This is a genomic window from Embleya sp. NPDC005971, assembly GCF_040629175.1.
Lineage (GTDB): Bacteria > Actinomycetota > Actinomycetes > Streptomycetales > Streptomycetaceae > Embleya.
Genome location: NZ_JBEXUX010000006.1, coordinates 23521 through 46847 on the forward strand (window position 1 = coordinate 23521; position 23327 = coordinate 46847).

22 protein-coding genes are annotated in these 23327 nt (G+C 70.9%); 11 read left to right on the top strand and 11 right to left on the bottom strand.

All coding sequences use genetic code 11. The features are described from left to right. The first annotated feature begins 67 nt into the window (after window positions 1–67). Together purN and purH are read left to right on the top strand one after the other, a co-directional pair. Complete coding sequence (gene purN / locus ABZ374_RS07955; protein WP_360307860.1) at window positions 68–712, top strand: phosphoribosylglycinamide formyltransferase; 645 nt, start codon at window positions 68–70, stop codon at window positions 710–712. Continuing rightward, window positions 709–2295, top strand: a complete 1587-nt coding sequence (gene purH, locus ABZ374_RS07960) for a bifunctional phosphoribosylaminoimidazolecarboxamide formyltransferase/IMP cyclohydrolase (RefSeq protein WP_360307863.1) — start codon at window positions 709–711, stop codon at window positions 2293–2295. Before purN ends, purH begins: the two co-directional genes overlap by 4 nt. Before the next feature lie 106 nt (window positions 2296–2401). Here the strand turns inward: purH and ABZ374_RS07965 are convergent, their stop codons facing one another. After that, window positions 2402–3031, bottom strand: coding sequence for an RDD family protein (locus tag ABZ374_RS07965; protein ID WP_360307866.1), 630 nt, complete (start codon window positions 3029–3031; stop codon window positions 2402–2404). A 272-nt stretch (window positions 3032–3303) separates the two neighbouring features. On the opposite strand from ABZ374_RS07965, the gene ABZ374_RS07970 reads away from it, so the two are divergent. From ABZ374_RS07970 to ABZ374_RS07980, 3 genes are all read left to right on the top strand, one after another. Next, the gene (locus ABZ374_RS07970; RefSeq protein ID WP_360307869.1) at window positions 3304–5508 is read left to right on the top strand and encodes an FUSC family protein; all 2205 of its coding nucleotides are present in this window, start codon (window positions 3304–3306) and stop codon (window positions 5506–5508) included. Continuing rightward, complete coding sequence (locus ABZ374_RS07975; protein ID WP_360307872.1) at window positions 5505–6362, top strand: bifunctional methylenetetrahydrofolate dehydrogenase/methenyltetrahydrofolate cyclohydrolase; 858 nt, start codon at window positions 5505–5507, stop codon at window positions 6360–6362. Before ABZ374_RS07970 ends, ABZ374_RS07975 begins: the two co-directional genes overlap by 4 nt. A gap of 116 nt (window positions 6363–6478) precedes the next feature. Further along, entirely contained in the window at window positions 6479–6859 is a 381-nt protein-coding gene (locus tag ABZ374_RS07980; RefSeq protein WP_360307875.1) for a DUF3017 domain-containing protein, read from the top strand. A 60-nt stretch (window positions 6860–6919) separates the two neighbouring features. On the opposite strand, the gene ABZ374_RS07985 is transcribed toward ABZ374_RS07980, so the two are convergent. After that, window positions 6920–8299, bottom strand: a complete 1380-nt coding sequence (locus ABZ374_RS07985) for a glutamine synthetase family protein (protein ID WP_360307878.1) — start codon at window positions 8297–8299, stop codon at window positions 6920–6922. Window positions 8300–8532: 233 nt separating this feature from the next. Between ABZ374_RS07985 and ABZ374_RS07990 the strand changes: the two genes are divergently transcribed. Then, window positions 8533–9522 (top strand): malate dehydrogenase, encoded by a 990-nt coding sequence (locus ABZ374_RS07990; protein ID WP_360307881.1) that lies wholly within the window; start codon window positions 8533–8535, stop codon window positions 9520–9522. Between the two features lie 38 nt (window positions 9523–9560). On the opposite strand, the gene ABZ374_RS07995 is transcribed toward ABZ374_RS07990, so the two are convergent. Together ABZ374_RS07995 and ABZ374_RS08000 are read right to left on the bottom strand one after the other, a co-directional pair. After that, window positions 9561–10037: an Lrp/AsnC family transcriptional regulator gene (locus tag ABZ374_RS07995; RefSeq protein ID WP_360307884.1), complete on the bottom strand. Its 477-nt coding sequence runs from the start codon at window positions 10035–10037 to the stop codon at window positions 9561–9563. A 186-nt stretch (window positions 10038–10223) separates the two neighbouring features. Beyond that, the gene (locus tag ABZ374_RS08000) at window positions 10224–11183 is read right to left on the bottom strand and encodes an ADP-ribosylglycohydrolase family protein (RefSeq protein WP_360307887.1); all 960 of its coding nucleotides are present in this window, start codon (window positions 11181–11183) and stop codon (window positions 10224–10226) included. A gap of 150 nt (window positions 11184–11333) precedes the next feature. Here ABZ374_RS08000 and ABZ374_RS08005 point away from each other — a divergent pair, with 150 nt between their 5' ends. Continuing rightward, window positions 11334–11828, top strand: a complete 495-nt coding sequence (locus ABZ374_RS08005; protein WP_360307890.1) for a MarR family transcriptional regulator — start codon at window positions 11334–11336, stop codon at window positions 11826–11828. A 667-nt stretch (window positions 11829–12495) separates the two neighbouring features. Here ABZ374_RS08005 and ABZ374_RS08010 read toward each other — a convergent pair. Then, on the bottom strand, window positions 12496–13773 hold the full coding sequence (locus ABZ374_RS08010; RefSeq protein WP_360307893.1) for a cytochrome P450: 1278 nt from the start codon (window positions 13771–13773) through the stop codon (window positions 12496–12498). Further along, on the bottom strand, window positions 13770–14003 hold the full coding sequence (locus ABZ374_RS08015; RefSeq protein ID WP_360307896.1) for a hypothetical protein: 234 nt from the start codon (window positions 14001–14003) through the stop codon (window positions 13770–13772). Before ABZ374_RS08015 ends, ABZ374_RS08010 begins: the two co-directional genes overlap by 4 nt. A 107-nt stretch (window positions 14004–14110) precedes the next feature. Between ABZ374_RS08015 and ABZ374_RS08020 the strand changes: the two genes are divergently transcribed. Continuing rightward, window positions 14111–15319: a serine hydrolase gene (locus tag ABZ374_RS08020; protein WP_360307899.1), complete on the top strand. Its 1209-nt coding sequence runs from the start codon at window positions 14111–14113 to the stop codon at window positions 15317–15319. Between the two features lie 81 nt (window positions 15320–15400). Here the strand turns inward: ABZ374_RS08020 and ABZ374_RS08025 are convergent, their stop codons facing one another. The 3 genes from ABZ374_RS08025 to trpS form a co-directional block, all read right to left on the bottom strand. Next, window positions 15401–16408 (bottom strand): YihY/virulence factor BrkB family protein, encoded by a 1008-nt coding sequence (locus tag ABZ374_RS08025; RefSeq protein ID WP_360307902.1) that lies wholly within the window; start codon window positions 16406–16408, stop codon window positions 15401–15403. 75 nt (window positions 16409–16483) lie between these two features. After that, window positions 16484–17026 carry a 2'-5' RNA ligase family protein gene (locus ABZ374_RS08030; RefSeq protein WP_360307905.1) on the bottom strand — a complete coding sequence of 181 codons (543 nt, stop codon included), beginning with the start codon at window positions 17024–17026 and terminating at the stop codon, window positions 16484–16486. A 10-nt stretch (window positions 17027–17036) separates the two neighbouring features. After that, entirely contained in the window at window positions 17037–18065 is a 1029-nt protein-coding gene (gene trpS / locus ABZ374_RS08035) for a tryptophan--tRNA ligase (RefSeq protein ID WP_360307908.1), read from the bottom strand. 417 nt (window positions 18066–18482) lie between these two features. Here trpS and ABZ374_RS08040 point away from each other — a divergent pair, with 417 nt between their 5' ends. Both ABZ374_RS08040 and rocD read left to right on the top strand, forming a co-directional pair. Next, window positions 18483–19307 carry an amidinotransferase gene (locus ABZ374_RS08040; protein ID WP_360307911.1) on the top strand — a complete coding sequence of 275 codons (825 nt, stop codon included), beginning with the start codon at window positions 18483–18485 and terminating at the stop codon, window positions 19305–19307. Window positions 19308–19468: 161 nt separating this feature from the next. Next, window positions 19469–20737: an ornithine--oxo-acid transaminase gene (gene rocD, locus ABZ374_RS08045; protein WP_360307914.1), complete on the top strand. Its 1269-nt coding sequence runs from the start codon at window positions 19469–19471 to the stop codon at window positions 20735–20737. 216 nt (window positions 20738–20953) lie between these two features. On the opposite strand, the gene ABZ374_RS08050 is transcribed toward rocD, so the two are convergent. Beyond that, entirely contained in the window at window positions 20954–21139 is a 186-nt protein-coding gene (locus ABZ374_RS08050) for a DUF397 domain-containing protein (protein ID WP_360307917.1), read from the bottom strand. Next, window positions 21139–21996, bottom strand: a complete 858-nt coding sequence (locus ABZ374_RS08055; protein WP_360307920.1) for a helix-turn-helix transcriptional regulator — start codon at window positions 21994–21996, stop codon at window positions 21139–21141. Before ABZ374_RS08055 ends, ABZ374_RS08050 begins: the two co-directional genes overlap by 1 nt. Before the next feature lie 437 nt (window positions 21997–22433). Here ABZ374_RS08055 and ABZ374_RS08060 point away from each other — a divergent pair, with 437 nt between their 5' ends. Next, entirely contained in the window at window positions 22434–23009 is a 576-nt protein-coding gene (locus tag ABZ374_RS08060) for a hypothetical protein (RefSeq protein WP_360307923.1), read from the top strand. Window positions 23010–23327 lie beyond the last annotated feature (318 nt).

Consider the following 23327-nt stretch of genomic DNA (forward strand, 5'->3'; position numbering starts at 1 on the left):
CCCGGCGAGAGCCCGAATGCATTCGGTGCCCCTCCCGCCCTTCCCTTCCGGAAAGAGCCGAAAAGCAGTGGCCGTTCACGCCCCGCGTACCCCTGGGCCGGCCCGGCTCGTCGTGCTGGTCTCCGGCTCCGGTACCAACCTCCAAGCCCTGCTCGACGCGTGCGCGGATCCCGCGTACGGCGCGCGGGTGGTGGCCGTGGGCGCCGATCGTGAGCGGATCGCCGGGCTGACCCGGGCCGAGCAGGCCGATGTCCCCACCTTCGTGGAGCGGGTCGGCGACCACCCGGACCGGGCAAGCTGGGACGCCGCGCTCGCCGACGCGGTCGCCGCGTACGAGCCCGACCTGGTGGTCTCGGCCGGCTTCATGAAGATCCTGGGCCCGCGTTTCCTGGCCCGGTTCGAGGGACGCACCGTCAACACCCACCCCGCACTGCTGCCCTCGTTCCCCGGCGCGCACGGCGTCCGGGACGCGCTCGCGTACGGCGCCAAGGTGACCGGTTGCACGGTCCACCTGGTGGACGCCGGCGTGGACACCGGGCCGATCATCGCTCAGGGCGTCGTCACGGTCGAGGACGGCGATCACGCCGACGGCGGCGAGGCGTTGCACGAGCGCATCAAGACTGTCGAGCGCACCCTGCTCGTCGAGGTCGTGGGCCGGCTGGCCCGCGAGGGCTACCGCATCGAAGGAAGAAAGGTCCGGATCCCCGCATGACTTCCGCCGCCCCCACCCCCACCGCCACCGAGGACGAGGCACGCCGCCCGATCCGTCGCGCGTTGATCAGCGTGTACGACAAGACCGGCCTGGAGGAGCTGGCCCAGGGCCTGCACGCGGCCGGCGTCGAGCTGGTCTCCACCGGCTCCACCGCCGGGCGGATCGCCGCCGCCGGTGTTCCGGTGACCAAGGTCGAGGAACTGACCGGATTCCCGGAGTGCCTGGACGGCCGGGTCAAGACCCTGCACCCGCGCGTGCACGCCGGCATCCTGGCCGACCTGCGCCTGGAGTCGCACCGCGCGCAGCTCGAAGAGCTGGACGTACGGCCGTTCGACCTGGTCGTGGTCAACCTGTATCCGTTCTCCGCCACCGTCGAGTCGGGCGCGTCCGACGACGAGTGTGTCGAGCAGATCGACATCGGCGGCCCGTCGATGGTCCGCGCCGCGGCCAAGAACCACCCGTCCGTCGCGGTGGTGACCAGCCCGGACCGCTACGCCGACGTGCTCGCCGCGATCGAGGTCGGCGGCTTCGACCTCGCGCAGCGCAAGCGGCTCGCGGGCGAGGCCTTCGGGCACACCGCCGCCTACGACGTCGCGGTCGCCTCCTGGTTCTCGAACGGCTACGCGCCGGCCGACCAGGAGAGCTTCCCGGCCTTCCTCGGCTCGGTCCGCCGCCGGGAGAACGTGCTCCGCTACGGCGAGAACCCGCACCAGGCCGCGGCCCTGTACGTGGACGGCACCGGCGGCCTCGCGGGCGCCGAGCAGTTCCACGGCAAGGAGATGTCCTACAACAACTACATGGACACCGACGCGGCCCGGCGCGCCGCGTACGACCACGAGCAGCCGTGCGTGGCGATCATCAAGCACGCCAACCCGTGCGGGATCGCGATCGGCGCCGATGTCGCCGAGGCGCACCGCAGGGCGCACGCGAGCGACCCGGTCTCCGCCTACGGCGGCGTGATCGCGGTCAACCGCCCGGTGAGCGTGGCGATGGCCGAGCAGGTCGCGGAGATCTTCACCGAGGTGATCGTCGCGCCCGACTACGAGGACGGCGCGGTCGAGGTGCTCGCCCGCAAGAAGAACATCCGGGTGCTGCGCGCTCCCGAGGCGCCGCGCACGCCCGCCGAGTTCCGCCAGATCGACGGCGGGCTGCTGCTGCAGAACGCGGACCGCTACCAGGCGCCCGGCGACGACTCGGCGGCCTGGACGTTGGCCACCGGCGAGCCCGTCGACGCCGAGACGCTGCGCGACCTGGTGTTCGCCTGGCGCTCGGTGCGCGCGGTCAAGTCCAACGCGATCCTGCTCGCGTCCGGCGGCGCCACCGTGGGCGTGGGCATGGGGCAGGTCAACCGGGTCGACTCGGCCAAGCTGGCCGTGCAGCGCGCCGGCGAGCGGGCGGCCGGCTCGGTGGCCGCGTCCGACGCGTTCTTCCCGTTCGCCGACGGCCTGGAGGTGCTGATCGCGGGCGGCGTGCGCGCGGTGGTCCAGCCCGGCGGTTCGGTCCGCGACGAACAGGTGATCGAGGCGGCGCGGGCGGCCGGGATCACCATGTACTTCACCGGAACCCGGCACTTCTTCCACTGAGTCCGCACCTTCCACCGAGCCGCACCGGGCCGACGGCCCGGACCCGAAACACACGCGAGGCGCGACCCCGACGGGGTCGCGCCTCGCGCGCTCGGTGCGGTGGTGCTCAGACCTTGACCACGACCGTCGAGCAGACCTTGTCCGCGAACGTCTGCTTCTTCGAGTCCCACAGCGGCCACAACCAGCCGACGTAGCAGGCGATCGAGTCCAGGAAGTGCGCTATCTGGCGGACGAAGGCCATGCCGAAGCCGGTGGGCATGCCGTCGCGCTCGCGCAGCACCTTGATGCCCACGGCGCCCTTGCCGATGGTCTGGCCGGTCTTGCCCTGGCGGTAGAGCTGCCAGAGCCCGAAGACCAACAACCCCAGGCCGCCGACGACCATCACCACGATCGGGCCGGCCCCGCCGTCGTAACTGGTCGTCTCGCTGCCGTCGAGGTGCTCGGTGACGGTGCTCTGGCTCAGGAACCAGAAGAACCCGCCGTAGAACGGGATCGCGGCCAGCATCATGACGAGCCCGTCGAGCAGGGTCGCGCCCACGCGGCGGCCCCAACTCGCGCAGTAGTCGCCCAGATTCTGCGGCGGCCCGTAGCCGTAGGGCTGGCCGTAACCGGCCTGCGGACCGTAGCCGGGCTCGCCGTACGCCGGCTGGCCGTAGGCGGGCTGGCCATAGCCCTGACCCTGGCCCTCGGCGCCGTAGCCGGGCGGCGGGCCGTACGGGCCCGGAGGTTGGGACATGCGGAACTCTCCCCTGAGAACGCGCACACACCTGGTGCACGACGCCGATGACCCCGGGTTTCGTCGACACGCGAGCGCCGTGACGGGCCCGGCGTCGCCCCCACCACCCGAGAGCCTGTTGGAGGCGGCACCCTATCCCGAGGCGGTTGGCGCTCGGTAGGTCTTTATCGGACTGGTGATCGGGATCATGCGGCAGGACCCGGCGAGCGGGCCGGGCGTCGCGGCGCAGGCGGGACTTGGCATTCCCGGTGAAAGGTGCGTTGCATAGGAGGATGCAGGATCAGGCGACTCCGGGACCCCAGGGCCAACGCACACCACTCGCGTTGCCGCCGGGGCCCTCGGCGGCCTCCGCCGACCCGCCCACGCTGCCCCCGTTCCCGGCGGTGCACCCGGCCGAGCTGGGCCCGCAGAACCAGATCAAGCCGCTGGTCACGCTCAGCGGCAAACGTTTCACCTGGGCGGCCGGGGTGCGTGCCGCGCTCGGCGTGGGCATCCCGTTCGCGATCGTCACCGCGGCGCTCGGCGTCGGCTACGGCACGTTCGCCGCGCTGGGCGGCTACACCGTCCTGTACGCGGCCAAGGAGCCGTACGCGCGCCGGGCGATCACCCTCGCGCTGGTCGGCCTGGGCCTGGCCCTGTCGCTGGCGCTGGGCTCGCTCGCGGCCGGCACCGCGCTCCTGTACGTCCCGGTGATCACCCTGGTCGCCACCGTCGCCACCTTCCTGTGCGGCGCGTTGCAGGTGGACCGCCCGGGCGGGTACATGTTCACCCTGGTCTGCGCGATGGGCGCCTTCCTGCCGCACCAACCCGACCTGGTCCCGCAGCGGGCCGCGCTCGTGCTCGTGGGCGCCGCCGGCGCGTGGCTGGTGTCGATGTCCGGCTGGCTGGTGCGACCGCGCCACCCCGAGCACATGGCGCTCGCGGCCTGCTTCGAGGCGCTCGCCGACTTCTTCGCCTCGATCGGCGACCAACCCAGCGACGCCGCCCGGCACCGCGCGTCCGAGGCCGTGCACACCGCGTGGGTGACCGTGTTGCGCGCGGACACCAAGCGCAATCGACGCACCGGTGAGGCCCGTCGGCTGCGGGTGTTGTGCCGGCGCGCGCTCGACCTGTTCCAGGCCGCGCAACTGCTCGCCGTCGAGCGCACCCGGCCGCTGCCGCCGGAGATCACCGACACCGTGCGCGCGCTGGCCGGCGCGGTCGGGCAGCCGCGGCTGGTCCCGGTGATGCCCGCGGTGCTCGCCGACACCGAGACCGCCGCCGAACGGCTGCTGCGCACGGTGCTGCGGTCCGCCGCCGAGGCGGCCGGCCGGCCGGCGGTCAAGGAGGGCGAGATCATCCCGGGCCGCCGGCCCACCGCCGGCGAGCGCCTGCGCGCCGCGTTCGACCGCTCGTCCCTGGTCCCGCCGACCGCGCTGCGCACCGGCCTGGGGGTCGGCTCGGCGACGCTGGCCGCCGTGCTGCTGCCGGTGGTGCACCCGGTGTGGGTGGCCATCGCGGCCGGCGCCGCACTCCAGGGCGGCAATGTCGTGCTCGACTTCGGCCGGGTGTTGCAACGGGCGATCGGCACCCTCGTGGGCGTCGCGGTGATCGCGCTGTTCTTCCACGACCTGATGCCCAACCAGTGGCTCGTGGTGATCGCCGTCGCGCTGCTGTTCGGCGCGACGCAGACGGTGATCGCCCGCAACCTGGCCGTGGGCGCCGCGTGCGTGACCCCGGTCGGCCTGTTCCTGGCCGCCACCGGCCAACCCGGTGCGCACGTGGGCGATCTGGCCGCCACCCGGGTGATCGACACCGTCCTGGGTCTGGCCGTCGGCCTGACCGCGAGCCTGGTGTTGTGGCCGCGGGCGTCCGCGACCCGACTGCCGCGCCAACTCGGCCGGGCCGTCCGCGCCGAGGCGATGTTGCTGCGGGCCACGGTCACCGGGCAGATCGTGGACGATCCCGCGTGGGGCAGCACCCGCCGGGCGGCCCGGCGCGAACTGCTCGATTTGTGGAGCGTGTACGAGGCGGCCCTGGGCGAGTTCACCGGCCGTCGACTGGACGCCGAGCGCCTGTGGCCCGCGATCGTGACCGCCCAGCGGCTCGGCTACCGGCTGATGACCACCCCCGAGACCTACCGCGCCGAGCCACCCGAACCGATCCCCGCCGACGACCTCGACCGGCTGGACGCCTACCTGGCCGAATCGGCCTCGGCCGCCGAGGACCGACGCCCCCCGACGCTGCCCGAGCTGCCGGACCTGTGGGGGTATCCGGTGCTGCGCCAACACCTGAAGCGCCTGGGTCGCACCATCGCCCGGGCGAATGAACCACTGCCCGCCCGGCAGTTGCCCGCGTTCGTCCAGCGGCGCATCCTGGCCCCACCCGCCCGGTTCCTGTACGGGGCCCGCCGCGCGTCCGTCGCGGATACGGAACAATCGCAGCCGGGACAATCGCAGCGACCGGCCCCAAACCGCGGACCAGGAGACAGAACTTGAAGGCGCAGATCCTCGACGGCAAGGCCACCGCCACCGCCATCAAAGCCGAACTGGCCGTTCGGGCCGAGGCACTGAAGGCCCGCGGCATCACGCCGGGTCTGGGCACCGTGCTCGTCGGCGACGACCCCGGCAGCCACTCGTACGTGCGCGGCAAGCACCGCGACTGCGCCCAGGTGGGCATCGCCAGCATCCAGCGCAACCTGCCCGCGGACGCGACGCAGCAGCAGGTCGAGGACGTGGTCCGCGAGCTCAACGCGGATCCGGCCTGTACCGGCTACATCGTCCAGCTCCCGCTGCCCAGGCACCTGGACGCCAACCGGGTCCTGGAGCTGATGGACCCGGACAAGGACGCCGACGGCCTGCACCCGATGAACCTGGGCCGGCTGGTGCTGGGCCAGGAGGCGCCGCTGCCGTGCACCCCGCGCGGCATCGTCGAACTGCTGCGCCGGCACGACATCGAGATCAACGGCGCCGAGGTGTGCGTGATCGGCCGAGGCGTCACCGTCGGCCGCCCGATCGGCCTGCTGCTCACCCGCCGCACCGAGAACGCCACGGTGACCCTGTGCCACACAGGCACCAAGGAACTGCCGTTCCACGTGCTCCAGGCGGACATCGTGGTCGCCGCCGCCGGCGTGCCCGGCCTGATCAGCGCGGACATGGTCAAGCCCGGCGCGGTGCTGCTGGACGTGGGCATCACCCGCACCGACCAGGGTCTGGTCGGCGACGTGCACCCGGAGGCGTACGAGAAGGCCGCCTGGGTGGCGCCGATGCCCGGCGGCGTGGGTCCGATGACCCGCGCGATGTTGCTCACCAACGTCATCGAGGCCGCCGAGCGGCAGGTCACCAGCCTGTGATCGAACCGCGTCGGGCCGCGGGCCGCGCGTTCGTGGGCGCCCGCCGGCGACCCGCGCTCGCCGGGCCCGGGCCCGGCGCGGTGTCGCTCGTGCCGGGATGAGGAGAGGTGGGACCTGTGGCAACCGCTCGGGGGCGACGCAAGGACGGCAGGAAGAAGGAGCCGGGCACCTACCTGCCCGAGGGTGGTGCCTCGCCGGCCGGACCGGGGCCGCTGCGGGAGTGGCCCGCGATGGTGGTCTTCGGCTGCCTGATCGCGGCCCTGCTGACCGCCGCGCTCGATGGCTTCCGGATCGCCGCGGTCCTGATCGCGGGCACCTTCCTGATCGCCGCGATACTGCGGCTGTTCGTAGCCGACGTGGGGGTGCTGGCGGTTCGCAGCCGGTTCACCGACGTGGGTGTGCTGCTGTTCTTCGGCGCCGCGGTACTGCTTCTGGGGCTGAGCATCCCCGAACCGCTCGTCGATCTGCCGTGGGTGCCCAAACGCACCGGTTCGTAGGCGCGCGGGCCGAGGGGAGGTCGCCTCCCCTCGGCCCGCGTCACATCCGTACCAGCGGCCTCAGTACAACCGGCGCGCCTCGGCGGCGATCTCGGCCGGGGTCATCTCGGCGGCGCGGGCGATCTCGGCCCGGCGGACCGCGGTGATCGCGTCGAACAGCGTCTCGCCGAGGGCCTCGCGCAGCACCTCGCTCGCCTCCAGGGCGGCCAGCGCGGCGGCCGGCGAATCCGGCAGCCGGGGCACGCCGGCCACGGCCGACGGATCGCCCGGCACCTCCGCCGGCAGCCGCAGGCCGTCCTCGAGGCCGGCCAGCCCGGCCGCGATCACCGTGCCGACCACCAGGTACGGATTGGCGGTCGCGTCGAAGCACTTGAGCTCCGCGTTCGCCGTGTGTTGCCGCTCGCCGGTCATCCCGGTGACCAGCCGCAACGCCGCCTCCCGGTTCTCCAGACCCCAACAGTGGTACACGCCCGCCCACCGGTCCGGCTCCAGCCGCAGGTGACTGGCCGCGCCCGGCGCGCCGATGGCCAGCAGCGCGGGCAACTCGCGCAGGACGCCCGCCAGGAACGCCTCGCCCTCGTGGGTCAGTCCCTGGGGCCCCTCGCCGCCGTGGCACAGGTTCGTCCCGTCCCGCCACGGCGAGAAGTGCAGGTGGGCGCCGTTGCCCACCTCGCCGGGCAGCACGCACGGCGCGAAGCTGACGGTGTGCCCGTGCCGGGCGGCGACCGCGCGGATCGTCTCGCGCACCAGGATCGTGGTGTCCGCCGCGCCGACCGGATCCTCCGGCGCCACGGACACCTCCAACTGGCCCGCCGCGTATTCGGGGTGCACCTGCAACACACTCACGTGCTGGGCGGCCAGCGCGCGGACCAGCTCGCGCAGTTGGCCGGACACCCGGACCACCCGGGTCATCCCGTACGCGGCCTTGTGGAAGGCGGGCAGGAAGCGGCCGGCCGGGTCCTCGGTGCCGGTGATCCACTCCACCTCGAAGCCCATCCGCAGCGACAACCCGCGCAGCCCGGCGCGGGCGGTCATCCGCCGGGCGAAGGTGCGCTGGCAGCCCGCGTACGCCACGCCGTCCTGGGTGTAGCGGTCGCCGGGCGCCCAGGCCCAGCCCGGTTGCGCGGCCAGCGGACGCAGCGCCGCCAGGTCGGGGATCAGCCGCAGATCGCCGGTCGGCCCGCCGACCAGCGTGCCGGCGGTGATCGAGTCGTCGGCCAGGAACACGTCGAACACGGGGGAGAAGCCCACGCCGTGCGTGGCGGCCGCGTCCAGGCGCCCGTACGGGATCGTCTTGACCCGGGTGATGCCGGCGTTGTCCACCCAGCCGAGGGCGATCACGTCGATCGCCTGGGGCGCGGCGGCATCGGCCGACACCGACGCGCCCAGCGGGTCGAGGGTGGGCCGGTGGGTCGACTCGGTCGGGACCGACGCGAACATGTAGTCACCCTCCGGGGTCAATCGACTTCGACAAGTGACGAACCTACCGGTCGGTTCCGCCGAAACGAAAACCCGGCGGACGGAAACCGGTTCGGGGCGAACCTCACACCGGTGGTTGGCCGAGCGGCCCCGGGGGCGGGAGTAATGTGGCGGCGAAAAGTATCTCGATGCCGAGCTACCGGCACACTGCCATCGGCGTCGGATCCCGCCGCAGCAGAGGAGACCCGCGCGCAATGTCCCGTACCCCCGTCAACGTCACCGTCACGGGCGCGGCCGGTCAGATCGGCTACGCGCTGCTGTTCCGCATCGCCTCCGGTCACCTGCTCGGCCCCGACACCCCCGTGCGCCTGCGCCTTCTGGAGATTCCGCAGGCGGTCAAGGCCGCCGAGGGCACCGCGATGGAGCTCGACGACTGCGCGTTCCCGCTGCTCGACGGGATCGACATCTTCGACAACCCGACCGACGGCTTCGCGGGTGCGAACGTGGCCCTGCTGGTCGGCGCCCGTCCGCGTACCAAGGGCATGGAGCGAGGCGACCTGCTGGCCGCCAACGGTGGCATCTTCAAGCCGCAGGGCGAGGCGATCAACGCCGGCGCCGCGGACGACATCAAGGTGCTCGTGGTCGGCAACCCGGCCAACACCAACGCGCTGATCGCGCAGCAGCACGCGCCGGACGTACCGGCCGAGCGCTTCACCGCGATGACCCGCCTGGACCACAACCGCGCGCTGACCCAGCTCGCGAAGAAGACCGGCGTCGCGGTCACCGAGATCGCCAAGCTGACCATCTGGGGCAACCACTCGGCCACCCAGTACCCGGACATCTTCCACGCGCAGATCGCCGGCAAGAACGCCGCCGAGGTGGTCGACGACCAGACCTGGCTCGCGGACACCTTCATCCCGACCGTCGCCAAGCGCGGCGCGGCGATCATCGAGGCGCGCGGCGCGTCCTCGGCGGCGTCCGCGGCCAACGCGGCGATCGACCACGTGCACACCTGGGTCAACGGCACCGCCGACGGCGACTGGACCTCGATGGGTGTCGTCTCGGACGGCTCCTACGGTGTGCCCGAGGGCCTCATCTCGTCCTTCCCGGTCGTCTGCAAGGACGGCACGTGGGAGATCGTCCAGGGCCTGGACGTCAACGAGTTCTCCCGCGGCCGGATCGACGCGTCGGTGCGGGAGCTGGCCGAGGAGCGCGACGCGGTGCGCGAGCTGGGCCTGATCTGATCCCGAGCCGGGCGCCGTCGATCGGCGCCCGGTGCCGATCAGTCGGTGCCGACCGGGGGCGGGCCGAACGGCCCGCCCCCGGCGTGTTCCAGGAGCCTGCTCGGCACGATGGTGGTGCGGGTGCCGAGCACCAGGGGTTCGTCCCGGAGCCGGTCCAACACTTCCTCCAGGTGCCGTACGTCGGTCGCGGTTGTCCGCAGCACCGCGTCCGTGTCGCCGGCCACGCTGTCCGCGCCGATCACCTCGGGATGCCCGCGCAGGCAGGCGAGCAGTCGGCCGGGAGAGGTGCGCGGCGCGCAGGTGATCCGCACGAGTGCCTCGGTGGTCCAGCCCAGTGCGTGCGGATCCACCCGCGCGTGGAAGCCCCGGATCACCCCCGCCGCCCGCAGCCGGTCCACCCGGCGCTTGACCGCGGGGGCGGACAAGCCGATCTCGGCCCCGATCCCGGCGAAGCTCGCCCGGGCGTCGAGGACGAGGTGAGCCACGATTTGTTTGTCCAGGCCGTCCAGTCGCACGCCCCCATCGTGGCCCGCGGGCGCGGGGTTACGGGCGGGTTTGCTCGTGCTGCCTGATTCGACCGGATCATCCGACCCCTCGCCACGATCGACACCCTCGACCGGGTCGGCATCGCCACCCGCGCCCGGACGGGTCGGCACCCGACGCCCGGACCCGGTCCGCCGACGGGGTCGGCGGACCCGCCGTCACGTCGGTCGGCCCGGTGCGAGGCCGCCCGTGTGGACCCAGTTCGGAAGGGGTTCGCGGGCGGCGAGCCAGGAGGCGGGGATGTCGGTCGGGTCGGTGCGGGCGGCCACCACGCCGGCCGTGATCGCGCAGGTGGTGTCGACGTCGCCCAGACCGCGGGCGGTTTCCCACAGCGCGTCGTGGAGGCTGTCCGGGTGGTGGGCCGCGGTCCACAGGGCGAACGGGACCGTGTCGGGGGCGCTGATCCGCGATCCGTTGCCCAGCACGCTCACCGCGTGCCGGACCGAGCTGCCGGGGGGCAGCCGGGAGGCGGTGCGCAGGCCGGCGGCCACGTCGCTTTCCGGGGTGTGCCCGGCCACCTCGGTCAGGAACTCGACCGGATCCGGGGCCGGTTCGTCCCGCCCCCGGGTCGCCAGGGCCGCCGCGACGGCCACCGCGACCGCGCCCGCGATCGCCTCCGGGTGGGCGTGCGTGGTCGCGGCGGAGCGCTCGGCCTCGGTCACGACGTGGGTGAGGTCCCGGTCCGCGTGCCAGGCGCCCAGCGGCGCGACCCGCATCGCGGCGCCGTTGCCCCACGAACCCTGGCCCCCGAATTGGCGGCGCGTCACCTCGCGCCACGACTCGCCCTCGTGGATCGCGCGCAGCACGCCATGCATCGACGGGCCGTAGCCGCGATGCGGGTCGGCCGTGTAGGACGCGGCGAAGTGGGTGGCCAGCGCGTCCTGGTCCACGTCGTCGCACAGGTGCAGGATGCGCAGTACGGACAGCGCCATCGCGGTGTCGTCGGTCCAGTGCCAGAACCCGGCTTCCGGTGCGATCCGGCGGGTCTGCCGCTCGGTGAGTTCGGCGCCTCGGTAGGCGAACCACTGTTCGCCGAAGGCGTCGCCGAGGGCGAGTCCATGCAGGGCACGGGCGGCGTTCGCGACGCGTCGGGTACGGTCCGGGTGGCTGGGGTTCATGCGCTTCACCCTGCCGGCGCCGGCTCGATCGGGTCCACGGCTTTCCCGGGCGCCCGAAGTCGGTCGCATCCGAAGGAAAGTGTCGGATATTGCTCAGTCTTATCTCGATATCAAGAGGCTCGGCATCGAACGACTCGCTAGAATGATCCCATGAAAGACGAGGTCGACCGGCTTGTCGCGGCATGGAAGCGGGAGCGCCCGGACCTCGACGTCGAACCCCTCGAAGTACTGAGCCGGGTCACCCGACTGGCGAGGCATCTGGACCGGGCCCGGCGTACCGCGTTCTCCGCGCGCCACCTCGAACCGTGGGAGTTCGACGTGCTCTCCGCGCTGCGCCGGGACGGCGCGCCGTACCAGCTCTCGCCCGGCCAACTGCTCACCCAGACCCTGGTGACCTCCGGGACGATGACCAATCGCATCGACCGCCTCGCCGCCAAGGGTCTGGTGTTGCGGCTGCCGGACCCGGACGACCGGCGCGGTGTGCTGGTCCGGCTGACCGAGGACGGTCGCGACCGGGTCGACGCGGCGATGGCCGAGCTGCTCGGCCAGGAGCGGGCCATCCTGGCCGGTCTGACGGTCGATCAGCAGGCGGCGCTCGCCGGGCTTTTGCGTTCGCTTGTCGCGCCGTTCGACAACCACGCCTGAAACAAACCTCTTTGACCATTTCATGGCCATGATTCACTCTTGGTGATCAAATGTGTCAAGCACCCGTTGTGTGTCGGGAACGGCTGCCTGTAGACAAGTCCCTGTTGGGAGCGCAACCGCAAGGGTTCGCCTCGGGGAACAGGAGCAAGGCATGACATGCATCAATCGGCCGGTCGGCGGCCCGCGTCGGGAGCGACGCGCCGCGAGTGACCGGACCGGCCGACCCACTTTTGCCGAACTCGTCGCACTGACCGGACACGACTAGCCCCGGCCTCTCGGAGGTGGGGGGAACGGCCCCGCTCACGATCCGCGAAGGCGTCTTGGGGAAGTAACGCCGGAGCGGTCGGAAGGCGGCGACCGAGGAATGACACGTGGGGGCGCGGGGGTGGCCGGCCCGGGGGGAATTGTGGGGGGACTCGGGGGAGGGGCCGGGAAAAGTGGGGGAACGGGACGAGCACCGGGGTAAAGCGGGGCGGGGAAGCACGGGGCGGGGAACGCGCGCAGGGGGCGATGAAACGAGGGGGTCGGGGGGCGACCCGGGGAGAAAGTCGGCGGGGGTGCACACGGCGGCGGGCCGGTGGATGACGATCCACCGGCCCGCCGCCGTGTCCGCGTGCCCGGCTTCGGACACCGACCCGGCCGCTCGGATCCCGGCCGGTGGATCGGCTCAGTTCGCCGGCGATCCCGTGTCCGCGGGGCCCGCCTCCGGGGTGAAGGTCACCGGCAGCCGCTGCAGGCCCCGCATGATCAGCCCACCGCGCCACCGCAGTTCGTCCTCGGGCTGGGCGAGCCGTACGTCCGGCAGCCGACTCAGCAGTGTGCCGATCGCGATCTGGCCCTCCAACCGGGCCAGCGGTGCGCCGATGCAGTAGTGGATGCCGTGTCCGAACGCGAGGTGCTGGTTGTCCGCGCGGGCCGGATCCAGCAGATCGGGCTCGGCGAACCGGCGCGGGTCCCGGTCGGCCGCCGCGAGCACGACGAGTACCGGCTCGCCCGCCGCGATTTCCTGATCGCCGATGGTCAGCGAGCGGGTGGCGTAGCGCCACGTCGCCAGCTCCACGGGTCCGTCGTAGCGCAGCAGTTCCTCGATCGCGGACGGGAGGGAGGTCGGATGCGATCGGATTTCGCGAAGCTTCTCCGGGTTCGAGAAGAGTGCGTGCATTCCATTGCCGATGAGGTTGATCGTGGTTTCGAAACCCGCGAACAGAAGCACGAAGCACATGGCGGCGACTTCCGCTTCGGTCAAGTGGTCGTCATGGTCGCTCGCCCGGATCAGATCGGAGATCAGGTCGGTGCTCGGCGCAGCCCGCTTGCGATGGATCAACTCGGCCAGGTAGCCCCGGATCTTCTTGACCGACCGGGCGACGCCGCCACGCGGGCCGCCCCCGTGCCGCACCATCATCCCGGCCCAGGTCCGGAAGTCCGCCTGGTCCTCCTCGGGCACCCCGAGCAGATCGCAGATCGTGTGGATCGGCAGCGGAAATGCGAAGTCGTGGATCAGGTCGGCCTCGCCGTTGCGTGCGAAGTCGTCGAGGAGGGAGTCGGTCAATTCCTGGATACGGGGCCGGAACTCCTCGATCCGTCGGGGCGTGAAAGCCTTCGCGACCAGCCGGCGCAATCGGGTGTGGTCCGGCGGGTCGAGGTTGAGCAGGTGCGCGCCCACGCCCGAACGTTCGCCGGGGATGCCGACCTTGCCCTGCTTCCACGCCGCCTCGGACCAGCGTGGGTCCTTGCTCAGCCGCTGGTCGGCGAGTGCCTGCTTGGCGTCCGCGTACCGGGTGACCAGCCACGCCTCGACTCCGCTGGGCAGCGTCGTCCAGTGCACGGGCCGGTGCTCGCGCAAGTGTGCGTAGGCCGGGTACGGGTCGGCGACGAACTCGCGCGAGAACAACTCGGGTCCGGCCGGCACCGCGTGCGCCGGGCACCGGGCGGGGTCGTCGGTCACGACTGCGGGGTCCGCGTCGCGCGCAGGCCCTTGACGCCGAGCCAGCCGATCGCGTTGCCCGCCACGAACGAGACGATCGTCAGGGCCAGATGGATCAGGAAGAACGTGGTCGCGCCGTCGTTCCAGGACCGGTCGTCGGCCCAGATGTTCTTGAGGAAGTTCGGCCACAGGATCCAGCTCCAGACGCCGAACAACACCAGACAGGTGGAAATACCTCGGCCGATCCTCAACGTGAAGCACCTGTTCCTCGGTCGAAACCCCAGCAAATTTGTCCCGGTTCAGTATGCGGCGGCGCGGTCGACCAACCGCAGCCGGGGGCCGCCAGTACGCTCATCACATGTCTGATTGGTTCCGGGCTTCTCGCAAGCCGGCCGTGTTCTGTGCTGCCGCGCTCGTTTTCGCGTTCGTTCCTGCTCCGGCCGCACTGGCCGCAGGTTCCACGCCGGAGCCCCAACCACCGACGCCGATGTCCGACATCGGCGGACCGCGCCTGGCCCAGGCCGGTGTACAGAGCGACCTGCCGCCCGGCACACCGCCGTTGCCCGCCGTCGAGGGCTGGTCCTGGGTGGTCGCGGACGCGGACACCGGCAAGATCCTGGCGGCGAAGAACCCGCACTGGAAACTGCCGCCGGCCAGCACGCTCAAGATGTTGTTCGCCGACACGGTGCTGCCGAAGATCGACCGCAACACCACCCGTCTGGTGGCGCCCGCCGATCTGCAGAACCTGGGCGAGGGCAGCAGCCTGGTCGGGATAAAGGAGAACGAGACCTACAAGGTCGAGGACCTGTGGCGGGGTGTGTTCCTGCGCTCGGGCAACGACGCGGTGCATGTGCTGTGCGCGATGAACGGCGGCGTGCCCGCGACGGTGCAGCAGATGAACGAGCGGGCCAAGCAGCTCCAGGCGGGCGACACGAATGTGGTCTCGCCGGACGGCTACGACGCGCCGGGTCAGGTCTCCAGCGCGTACGACCTCGCACTGTTCGCCCGTGAGGGACTCAAGAACAACGACTTCCGGTCCTACGCGAGCACGAAGGTCGCCGACTTCCCGGGTGTGGCGGGGGCCAAGTTCCAGATCCAGAACACCAATACGATGCTCGGCCAGTATCCGGGGATGATCGGCGTCAAGAACGGCTACACCACCAACGCCGGCAACACCTTCGTCGGCGGTGCGCAACGCGGCGGCCACACGCTGCTGGTGAGCCTGATGCACGTCGAGGGCAAGGGCAAGACCTACGAGGACACCGGGAAGTTGCTCGACTGGGGCTTCGCCGCGCTGGCCCAGGCGAAGCCGGTCGGTGCGTTGGTCGAGCCGCTCGCGGTGCCGGGCGGCGATAAGAAGGACAAGAGTTCGAAGTCGGCCCAGGCCGGGTCGGGCGACGCGAAAACCGCTCACGCGGCGTCTTCCTCGAAGGACAAGGGCTTCAACTGGGGGCTGTGGGCGGGGCTGGGGGTGCCGGCGGCGCTCGTGTTGGGCGGCGGTGTGTTGTTCGCCCTTCGGCGGCGCGAGGGGAATACCGGGGTTCGGTTCGAGGACATGCAGCCTTAGCGGTTGCCCGGGTCGAGGTGGCCTCGAACGCCGGCCGGGTCGCATCGGCTGTGGACGCCGGTCGGCCGAAGTGGGCCGGGTTTACCGGGGGTTTCGGGTGAAGCGCTCCAGGAGGATGCCCAGGGCGGCGGTGCCGGCGATCGCCAGGCCGTAGGTGCGGGCCGGGTGGGCGGTCTTCGCGGTGTAGCGGGACAGGTCCAACACGGGTTCCGCCGCCGCCTTTTCCGCCGCGGCTTCGGCGTTCTCCGCGATGTCCGCGGCCTCCTGGGCGTTGGCCGTCCAGGCCGCGCAGAACAGCAGCAGGCGGGTCACGAAGTAGATCCACAGGAGCAGTGCGACCGGCACCCCGAAGGCGCCGTACGCGCTCTTCCCCGCGACCCCCGCGATGTACGAGGACACCAGCAGCTTCAACAACTCGAAGCCGACCGCGCCGATCAGCGCGCCCTGGATCGCGACCGACCGGTGCATGGTCAGCCGGGGCATCCCGACCAGCAGGTAGAGGAACAACACCACGCTCGCGCCGACCGCGACCGCGAACGCGGCGATCTGGAGCAGGATCCGGCCGACCGGCTGGTGTTCGAGTCCGATCGAGTCGGAGATCTCCCGGATCACGACGGTCGCGAACGTGGACGCGCCCACCGACAGCGCGAGCGCCAGCCCCAGGCCGATCAACACGCCCACGTCGGCGAACTTGCGCACGAACACGTTGCCGGGTTCCTCGTCCACGTCCCACAACGCTCGGATGGAGGAGCGGGTCGCGTCGACCCATCCGGTCCCGGACACGAGCAGCAGCGCGCCGCCGATCACCCCGACCGCGCCGGCGTTGCGCACCAGCGCGTCCAGGTCGAGCTTGTCCGCGATGCCGGGGATCTGCTCGGAGATCTTGTTCTGCATGCGTCGGACCTGGGACGCGTCCAGCGCCGCGGCCACCACCGCCGCGGCGAGGGTGATCAGCGGGAACAGCGACAGGAAGCCGTAGTAGGTCACCGCTGCGGCAAGCCGATTGCCCTGTCGGTCGCCGTAGCGTGAATACGCCCGCCAGGTGGGGCCGATGATCGGGATCCGCGCCAATCGTTCCTTGATCGCCACGGATGACGGCTGCCCCTTCGATGCCCGACCCACACCCGACTCCGCTCTGTGACGTCCCGAGTGGCCACGGCGGCGTCACACGGGCAAGGGACCTGGCAACGACTGGCCGAACGCGAAGTCACGTTGCGGACGCCACACCCCGTCGGCGCCGTGCTCGTAGAGGCTGAAGCCCCAGATCGGGAAGACCGCGTCGTAGTCCACGAGTTCGGCGAACGCGAGGTCGAGCATATGGTCCGGCAGGTGGTGCGCGACGGTCACATGCGGGTGGTACGGGAAGTGCAACTCGCGCTCCAACGGCCCCGAACGCACCGCGGCCTCGATCCGCTCACACTCCGGGATGCCACGCGCGACCTGGACGAACACCACCGGCGAGGTCGGCCGGAAGGTGCCGGTGCTGCGCAGGTGTATGTCGAACGGGGCCTCGTCGGCGGCGACCGCGCGTAGATGTTCCTCGACGTCGGCCATCGCCTCGTCGGCCACCTCGGTGGGCGGCAGGAGGGTCACGTGGGTCGGGATGGCGTTCGCGAGCGGATCCCCGAACCCGGCGCGGCGAGCCTGCAGCTCGCTGCCGTAGGGCTCGGGAATCGCGATCGACACCCCGATGGTGCGCTTCGCCATGTGCTGCGCCTCAGGCTCCCGTCCGGCCGGTCACCGGGGGCAGGAAGCCGACACGGTCGTAGGTCTTGGCCAGCGTCTCGGACGCCACCGCGCGAGCCTTCTCCGCACCTCGGGCGAGCACCTTGTCCAGCTCGCTCGGGTCGTCCAGGTAGGTGCGTACGCGCTCCTGGAAGGGCTCCACGAATTCGACGAGCACCTCGGCCACCTCCTTCTTCAGGTCGCCGTAGCCCCTGCCCGCGAATCGCTCCTCCAACGCGGCGATCGAGGTGCCGGACAGCGCCGAGTGGATGGTGAGCAGGTTGGACACGCCCGGCTTCTCGGTCTCGTCGAAGCGCACCTCGGTGCCGGTGTCGGTGACCGCGCTGCGGATCTTCTTCGCGCTGACCTTGGGGTCGTCGAGCAGGTTGACGATGCCCTTGGGGGCCGAGGCCGACTTGCTCATCTTGATCGTCGGGTCCTGGAGGTCGACGATCTTGGCCGTCTCCTTGACGATGAACGGCTTGGGGATGACGTAGGTCTCGCCGTAGGTCGAGTTGAAGCGCTGCGCGACGTCGCGGGTCAGCTCCAGGTGCTGGCGCTGGTCCTCGCCGACCGGGACCGCGTCCGCCTGGTAGAGCAGGATGTCCGCGACCTGGAGCACCGGGTAGGTGAACAGGCCGACCGTGGTGCGGTCGCTGCCCTGCTTCGCGGACTTGTCCTTGAACTGGGTCATCCGCGCGGCCTCGCCGAAGCCGGTCACGCAGTTCATGATCCAGGCGAGCTGCGCGTGCTCGGGCACGTGGCTCTGGACGAACAGCGTGCAGCGCTCGGGGTCGAGGCCGACCGCGAGCAGTTGCGCGGCGGAGATCCGGGTGCGCTCGCGCAATTCCTTCGGGTCCTGGGGAACCGTGATCGCGTGCAGGTCGACCACACAGTAGAAGGCATCGTGGCTGTCCTGGAGCGGCACCCACTGACGGATCGCACCCAGGTAGTTGCCCAGGTGGAATGAATCCGCAGTGGGCTGGATTCCGGACAGAACACGGGGACGCGTCGATGCCATGACGCCATTCTCTCAGGCGCGTGAGGCGGATCCGGTCAGGGGAGCCGCACGACGTCCGCGCCGGGCGCACAACAAAGCGGGTGAGCGCCCCGGGGAACACGCAACGATCGTGCGGTGGTGCACAACGCAGGTGGCTTTACCGCTCCTTCCGGCGCAACCTAGGCTGTGGACGGCCGATACACAGGGTCGTCGACCGCACATCCACGGTGACGATCGCCTCCGGCCCCGGCCTGCCGCCATGCACGGCTACACCAACGGCACGGCACGTCGACGTGGGTCGCGGAAATCCCGTGTACCCGTGCGCTGCCGCCGTCCGCGAGAAGGGGATATCGCGTGCGCCTCACCTCGTGCTGCGGTCGATCGGGTCGCTCCGTGCTGCGGGCGGAGCGCGTATCGCCCGGAGCCGAGCGAGCGCGGATGCCTCGACAGCGGCGCCGCGGGTTCGTCGCGCCGCGGGCGGCCGAGCTGCGGCACTACGTGATGTGCCCGCCGGTGTTCTTGGATCCGGCGGTGGCCGGGTCCGCGGCGCGGACCACCGCCGCGATGGGGCAGTGGGAGCGGTTGCGCGGGACGCTGATCGCGCTGGGGCATCGGGTGAGCCTGGTGCCGGGCCGGCCGGGGCTGCCCGGCATGGTGTTCGCCGCGCGGGCCGCGACCGTGGTCGGCGGGCGGGTGTTGGGGGCGCGGCCCCGTGCGGCGGATCGCTCCGCCGAGACGCCGGTCTACCTGGAGTGGTTCGATCGGCACGGCTTCCGGGCGGGTCTGGAACCGGTGTTCGCGCACGAGGGCGAGAGCGATCTGATCCCGGCCGGACCGCGACTGTTGGCCGCGGCGGGACCGTCGACGGAGCCGGCCGCGCATGCCGAGGCGGAGGCGTTCTTCGGCCTGCCGGTGCTTGCGCTCGAACTCGCCGACCCGCGCTTCGAGCGGCTCGGGTCGGCGCTGACCGTGCTGGGCGAGCACACCGTGGCCTTCTACCCGGGGGCGTTCACACCTCGGGCGCAGCGTCGCTTGGCCCGGGTGTTCCCGGAGCGGATCGAGGTCGACGAGGCGGACGCGCTCGCGCTCGGCCTGGACGCCGTCTCCGACGGGCGCAGCGTGTTATTGGGTGACACGACACCGGCGCTCGCGGCCCGGCTCGCGGGCCGGGGTTTTCGTACGATCGAGCTTGATATGTCGGCATTCGCGGCCCACGGTGCGGGCGTGCGCAGTTGCGTACTGGAACTGCGCGCCGGTCGTTGATCGCACGCCTTCGCGGGGTATCCCGTCCGTGCGCACTCGGGTGAGTTCATCCTTCTTGCCGCTGTTGTGCGTTTTCCTGGTTTTCGTACCTTCATTTGCCCTCGTACCACGGATCCCTCCCACCACATCCCGAGCGATCTCCACCGTTGCGAAAGGACGTCATGAGCACGCAGCACTCGCCCGTCCCCTCCTCCGAGCACCAGTCCGGGATCGGCCGTCAGGCCGGCCCGGGAGTCGAGAGCACCCGACTGATCGAACAGGCCGAGGAGTTCAGCGCGCACAACTACCACCCGCTGCCGATCGTGGTGGCCCAGGCGCACGGCGCCTGGATGACCGATGTCGAGGGTCGCCGCTATCTGGACATGCTGGCCGGGTACTCCGCGCTCAACTTCGGGCACGGCAACGCGCGCCTGATCGACGCGGCCAAGCGGCAACTGGATCGGGTCACGCTGACCAGCCGGGCGTTCCACAACGACCGGTTCGCACCGTTCTGCGAGCAGCTCGCGGAGCTGGCCGGCATGGAGATGGTGCTGGTGATGAACACCGGCGCGGAGGCGGTGGAGACCGCGGTCAAGACCGCGCGCAAGTGGGGCTACGAGGTCAAGGGTGTGCCGGACGGGCAGGCCAGGATCGTGGTCGCGGCCGGCAACTTCCACGGCCGCACCACCACCATCGTGAGCTTCTCCACGGACGAGGAGGCGCGCCGGCACTTCGGCCCGTACACCCCGGGCTTCGACGTGGTGCCCTACGGCGACGCGGCGGCGCTGCGGGCGGCGATCACCGACGACACGGTGGCGGTGCTGATCGAGCCGATCCAGGGCGAGGCCGGCGTGCTGGTCCCGCCGCCGGGCTATCTGGCCGAGGTGCGTCGGGTCACCGCGGAGCGCGGGGTGTTGTTCATCGCCGACGAGATCCAGTCCGGGCTCGGGCGCACCGGTCGCACCTTCGCGTGCGAGCACGAGGGTGTGGTGCCGGACATGTACATCCTGGGCAAGGCGCTCGGCGGCGGCATCCTACCGATCTCGGCCGTGGTGTCCTCGCGCGCGGTGCTCGGCGTCTTCGCACCGGGCGAGCACGGCTCGACGTTCGGCGGGAATCCGCTGGCCTGCGCGGTGGGCCTGGAGGTGCTGGAGATCCTGCGCTCCGGCGAGTTCCAGCAGCGCTCCGCCGACCTCGGCGACCACCTCCACCGCGAACTCGCCGCCCTGGTGGGTCACTCGGTGGTCACCGTGCGCGGTCGCGGCCTGTGGGCGGGCGTCGACATCGATCCGGCCCACGGCACCGCGCGCGAGGTCTCCCAGGCCCTGATGGACCGAGGCGTCCTGGTCAAGGACACCCACGGCCAGACCATCCGCATCGCCCCACCCCTGGTCATCTCCAAGGACGACCTGGAGTGGTCATTGGACCAACTGCGAGCGGTGTTGGGCTGACACACTCGCGCCTACGCGAAGACGGCCCCGGCGCCGAAGGCTCCGGGGCCGTCGGCGGGTGACCCCGCGCGCGGCGGAACGGGCCCACATCGTCGGGGTAGCCAGTGGTAGCGCCGGAGATACTATCGGTGGCGACAGTATCTCCGGCGGTAGTCTCCCGGCCGAAGGAGCCGCCGGACGTCGTTCGCCGGCGAGGGCGGCATCACACCGGGCGCGTCAGCCGCGAAGCGCGTGCGCGAAGGCCTTCCACGCTGCCGACGTGATGGTCAGGTGTCCGACGCTCGGGTCCTTCGAGTCGCGGACCGGGACGAAGCCCGGGAGATCATCGCGGACCTCGACACAGTCTCCTTGAGCCCCACTGTGCGTGCTCTTGCGCCAGGCATCGCGCGGATGGCTACTCATTACTTCAGGTCCTTAGCGATCGTGTGCATCAAATCACGCGAGGGTTCGACGTCCGCTGCCGCAGCACGTAGGAGGTCGAAGGTGCTCGAGTATGTCTTCAGATCGTCATCCCGTTCGATAAAGAGATTACTGGTCTGCTCTTCGACATACACGACGTCGAGATCGCCGGGAATCGGGAACTCCAGAATCACGAATGATCCGAGCAGGCCCGCATGCGCCCCGGACGCGAACGGCAGCACCTGCAGGGTGATGTTCGGCTGCTCGGACACGGTGAGCAAGTGCTGTAGTTGTCGCCTCATGGTGGCCGGTCCTCCGATGGCGCGCCGCAACGCCGACTCGTCGACGATCGCCCAGAGTTCCAGAGGAGTCGAGCGCGACAGCGTCGCGGCCTGACGGGCCAGGCGAACGTCCACCAAGGCGTCGACCTGGGACGGAGTGCTGACCGGCGAGAGGCTGCGCGTGACGGTGCGGGCATAGTCGGGTGTCTGGAGCAGGCCGGGGACAAGCGTCACCTGATGGCTCCGAGCCGACGTCGCTTCGGCCTCGAACGCCAGGTAATCCGCGTAACGCCTCGAAACGACGTCGCTGTACGGCGCCCACCACACGCGAAGTCTGCTGTGCCGGGCGAGTTCCGTCAGAGCCTCTTTGGTTGCGACATCCACGACTCCGTAGATGTCGAGCACCCGAGCGAGATCATGAGGCTTGAGTCCGGTGCGCCCGTACTCGATGCGGCTCATCTTCGTCGGATGCCAGCCCATCCGGTCGGACGCTTCTTCGGCCGTAAGTTCTGCTGCGCATCGGAGTTTGCGCAACTCCAAGCCCAGCATGCGCCGCCGCACGGTCGGGATCGCCGCCATGGTTCGCCTCCTTCTTTGCATACCGATGCGCGCCAAGTCTGGATGCCCACGAGCCTGTCAACACGCGAATCAATAAGTGCATGTCGAGATCTGAAGAGTGTGTTGCACTTTCGCCAGGATAGGAGCAGGCTACAGATAGCGACATGAATCGCACGGATGGTGAGATTTGTTGCTCTGTGGAGACAGTTTGGCCTTCGGCCGCTCTGCGCCGACTCGAATCGCGCGGCGGTTCGAGACCCGCCAGTGCGAGGGCCCTCGGAGCGCACCCGGGCGGTCGTCGGATGTGAAGGAGGAACGCGCCACCTGGAGGGGCCGAATTCCGCACGACCACAAGGCGGTTGGCTTGCAAGCCGCCGCCCAACCGATGTAGGGGGCGAGCAATCGCCTTGGACAGCAGCTCGCCCCCTACGTGCCCAATGGAGAGGACAGTACCCACGATGCCAGATGCCAACGAAGTGGACGTCATTTCGCCGGCCGACGCCACGACCGCCGACGCCTTCCAAAACGCCCGACTCGCCTACCTCGTACGGCAGGCCGCGCTCGTCATGCGACGCCAAGAGGCGGCCCGACCCCGCCGGGAGGTGGTCTCGCACAGCGGGGACGACCTTCGCGTCGGCACGGAGTTCTTCGAGCGTCACCGGCACGCGCTCTGCCGGGATGCCGTCTCCGAGCGGGACGGGACGTTGATGGACGTCATCGGCACATGCATCTATCTACGCGGCCGTGACGGGCTCGAATTCGTCTGCCGCATCCACGACTTGGTGATCCTCGCCCCGCCGCCGCCGATTCTGTACCGACGCGTGCGCTACGTCGGCCCGGAGGACCCCACGCACCGCCCGGACGGCGAACTCACCGAACTGTGGGCTGTCGACCAAGGCAAACTCGCCACCGTGCAACCCGCCAACGGCCACGCCTGGTTCGCCCTGCTTTCCGACCTGGAACGCACCGGCTTCACCCTCGGCCCGATCGCCGACTGGCCGAAGCCACCCTTTCCGCCGAACCGCCCCACCTGACCACACACCACTACGCACACGGCAGCGGCCGCCCCGGGAGACCTCCCGAGGCGGCCGTCGTCCGTGGCGGAAGGCTTCGGCCGGACCTCTTCGTCACGGATGTAGAACCACCGCAACGCCACTCGTCGTCGAGGTCGTCCAGCGGCCCACCCAGGTGCCCGCCGAGGCCGCCGTTCCCTCGGGCTCCGCCGCGCCGGCATCCGTTGCGACAGGTTCTCCCGGCCCGGAGCGTGCCTGGGAAGGCCACTTGCCGTGATCAGGTGATGCCTACGACCGTCACAGTCACCGAGACGACGAAGGGGCCGCCCTCGGTGGGGC